General features: G+C 67.1%; 4 protein-coding genes. 2 read left to right on the forward strand and 2 right to left on the reverse strand.

All coding sequences use genetic code 11. From position 1 onward, the window contains the following. On the reverse strand, window positions 1-1,020 hold a 1,020-nt coding region (locus AC5E6L_RS14805; RefSeq protein ID WP_491774324.1), incomplete at its 3' end, for a diguanylate cyclase. 42 nt (window positions 1,021-1,062) lie between these two features. Beyond that, entirely contained in the window at window positions 1,063-1,434 is a 372-nt protein-coding gene (locus AC5E6L_RS14810) for a response regulator (RefSeq protein WP_491229581.1), read from the reverse strand. Window positions 1,435-1,549: 115 nt separating this feature from the next. Between AC5E6L_RS14810 and AC5E6L_RS14815 the strand changes: the two genes are divergently transcribed. Both AC5E6L_RS14815 and AC5E6L_RS14820 read left to right on the forward strand, forming a co-directional pair. After that, window positions 1,550-1,876: a DUF3572 domain-containing protein gene (locus AC5E6L_RS14815; RefSeq protein ID WP_491774326.1), complete on the forward strand. Its 327-nt coding sequence runs from the start codon at window positions 1,550-1,552 to the stop codon at window positions 1,874-1,876. Between the two features lie 48 nt (window positions 1,877-1,924). Continuing rightward, complete coding sequence (locus tag AC5E6L_RS14820) at window positions 1,925-3,235, forward strand: DNA polymerase IV (protein ID WP_491774328.1); 1,311 nt, start codon at window positions 1,925-1,927, stop codon at window positions 3,233-3,235. Window positions 3,236-3,259: the final 24 nt, after the last annotated feature.

A 3,259-nucleotide genomic window follows, 5' to 3' on the forward strand; every position in this document is an offset into this window, starting at 1 on the left:
CTCGGCGATCTCGGCGGCCATTGCCGCGCAGGTGTCGGGCATGACGACGACGAACTCCTCGCCGCCATAGCGGCACACCAGATCCATGCCGCGCACCTGCGCGCGCAGGCGCCTTGCGAACTCGCGCAGCACCTGGTCTCCGCCGTCGTGGCCATGGGTGTCGTTGACCGCCTTGAAGTGGTCGATGTCGGTGATCAGCAGCGACAGCGGCCGGTCGCGCTTGCGCGCGCGCTCGACCAGCGTGTGCAGATGTGTGTCCAGATAGCGCCGGTTGTGCAGGCCGGTCAGCCCGTCCGTGACCGCAAGCTCGATCGATTCGGCGACATTGGAGCGCAGCCCGTCATGATAGGCCTTGCGGCGCACCTGGGTGCGCAGGCGGGCGACGAACTCGTTGGGATCGACCGGCCGGACGACGAAGTCGTTGACGCCAAGCTCCAGGGCACGGGCGATCAGCGCATCGTTCTCGGTGTCGCTGGACAGGATCAGCGGCAGAAAGCGCGTGCGGTCGAGCGAGCGCAACTGCGAGATCACGCGCAACGGATCGAACGCGGCGAAGTCGGCGGAGACGATCGCGCAGTCGAAACGCCCCTGGGCGGCGGCCAGCACGCCGGCCTGCGGCTCGCGCATGTGGTGAAGGTCGGCCTTGCCGCGCACAATGCCCGCATAGCGCTCGAACACAGAAACGCGTTCGTCGATCAAGAGCACTTGGGCGCGCCTGTCCGGCTCGGCTCCCTGCCGGCGCAGCAGTTCCTCGATGGCGATGTCGCGCGTGGTGTGGGCGCGCAGGCGCAACTCGTCCGTGAGCATCTTAAGGCGCGCAAGGCTCTTGACCCGCGCCAGAAGCTGTATCTCGTTGACCGGCTTGGTCAGGAAATCGTCGGCGCCCGCTTCCAGGCCGTGCACGCGGTCCCGCATCTGGTCGAGCGCGGTGGCGACCTCGTAATACTCCATCGTCAAGCGCGCGTTGAGCAGGTCCAGATTGAGCTGATTGTCATCGACAACGAGGATGCGTGCTGTCATGTCGGCTCCAGCGGGAACGGGCCGGCGCCGACGGGCGCCCACCTACGCATCGCCAAGATAGGATCTAATGGTTTCAATAAACTTAGGAACCGAGATGGGCTTGGAGATATAGCCCTCGCAGCCGCCCTGGCGGATGCGCTCCTCGTCGCCCTTCATGGCGAAGGCGGTCACCGCGATGACCGGGATGGCGTGCAGGTCGTCGTCGGCCTTGAGCCATTTGGTCACTTCGAGACCGGAGACCTCGGGCAACTGGATGTCCATGAGGATCAGGTCGGGACGGTTGGCGCGCGCCAGATCGAGCGCCTCAAGGCCGTTTCGCGTGCGCACGGTCCCGTAGCCGGTGGCCTCGATGATGTCGCGAAAGAGCTTCATGTTCAGCTCATTGTCCTCTACGATCATCACGGTCTTGGTCATGTCACACCCCGTTGTGGCGGGCCTTGGACGCGAATCACCGCATGCGGCAACATTGTGCCCGCGCCGCGCCGCGCCTGACTATAGTGGCATATGATTGAGAAAGAGCGAAAATCCCATGCGCAGCGCCGATGACGGAACGAGCGGGACGGCGAGGCAGATGAACGCCGATGGCGCGTCCATCGCCATTGCGGCCCTGTCGTGGCTGTCGGCCGACGGTGGGATGACGAACCGGTTCTGCGCCCTGACCGGCATCGCCCCGGACCGGATCCGGCAAGCCGCGGACGAGCCGGGCTTTCTGGCCGGCGTGCTCGACTTCGTTCTGGCGCACGAGCCCACGCTGATGCGCTTTTGCGCCGACAACGGGCTCGATCCGGCGGCCGTGCAGCGGGCGGGCGCCGCGCTGGCCGGCGGAGCGGTCCCCGGACCCGGCGATTTCGCCTGAACGGCCGGAGAGCTCCCGAACCGACGGCGTTCGTGCTATGTTCGAACCATGACGCCCCAGCCCGCACAGACGGCCTTCTGCCGCGATTGTATGGCGCCCGCCGAAGGCGAAGGCGCCGGGCGGCGCTGCGCGGCCTGCGGCAGCCCGCGCATGGCGCGCCATGCGGAACTGTCACGCCTGTCCATCGCCCATGTCGACTGCGACGCCTTCTATGCGGCCGTCGAAAAGCGCGACAACCCCGATCTGGCCGACAAGCCCGTCATCATCGGCGGGGGCAGGCGCGGAGTCGTTTCAACGGCTTGCTACGTTGCGCGCATAAACGGCGTGAAGTCCGCCATGCCGATGTTCAAGGCGCTCAAGGCTTGCCCGAACGCGGTCGTGATCAAGCCGGACATGGCCAAATACGCCGCCGTCGGCCGACAGGTGCGTACGCTGATGGAAACGCTCACGCCGCTCGTCGAGCCGCTTTCCATCGACGAGGCGTTCATCGACCTGACAGGCACGGAACGGCTGCACCGCGATACGCCGGCGCGCACGCTGGCCCGCTTCGCCAGGCGTGTCGAGGACGAGATCGGCATTTCGGTCTCGATCGGCCTGTCCTACTGCAAGTTCCTGGCCAAGGTCGCCTCGGACCTCGAAAAGCCGCGCGGCTTTTCGGTGATCGGCGAAGCCGAGGCGCTCGACTTCCTCGCCGGGCAGCCGGTGACGCTGATCTGGGGGGTCGGCAAGGCGCTGGCCGCGACGCTCGAACGGGACGGCATCACCCATATCGGCCATTTGCAGCGGATGGACGAAACCGCGCTGATGAAACGCTACGGCGCGATGGGCCAGCGGCTCCACCACCTGTCGCGGGGCCGGGACACGCGCCATGTGGCACCGCGCGGCGGCGCCAAGTCGATCAGCCATGAGACGACCTTCAACGAGGATCACGCGGACGCCGCGACGCTGGTGCCGGTGCTGCGCGCGCTGGCCGAGAAGGTTTCGGCGCGGCTGAAGGCCAAGGGACTTGCGGGGCGGACCGTCACGGTGAAGCTGAAGGACAAGGATTTTCACCTGAAGACCCGCAACCGGCAACTGGCCGATCCGACGCAATTGGCCGATCGCATCTTCCGCGCCGCATTGCCGCTTCTGGAAAAGGAGTTGGACGGCACCGCCTACCGCCTGCTCGGCGTCGGGGTGGCCGATTTCGCCGATGCGGCGCGCGCCGACCCGGACGATCTGGTCGACCAGGCCGCCACGCGCCGGGCGAAGGCCGAACGGGCGATGGACGCGCTGCGCGGCAAATATGGCGATCGCGCGGTGGAGACCGGCTACACGTTCGGCACCGACCATCGCGGCCGGCCGCAGCGCGAGGGCTGACGAAGCGCCGTCAGGCCGGCGGCA

The organism is Roseitalea sp., from assembly GCF_984466335.1.

Excerpts from the sequence above, each read along its gene's own strand:
- AC5E6L_RS14810 (WP_491229581.1), bottom strand. The coding sequence starts at position 1,434 with ATGACCAAGACCGTGATGATCGTAGAGGACAATGAGCTGAACATGAAG.
- AC5E6L_RS14820 (WP_491774328.1), top strand. The coding sequence starts at position 1,925 with ATGACGCCCCAGCCCGCACAGACGGCCTTCTGCCGCGATTGTATGGCG.
- AC5E6L_RS14815 (WP_491774326.1), top strand. The coding sequence starts at position 1,550 with ATGCGCAGCGCCGATGACGGAACGAGCGGGACGGCGAGGCAGATGAAC.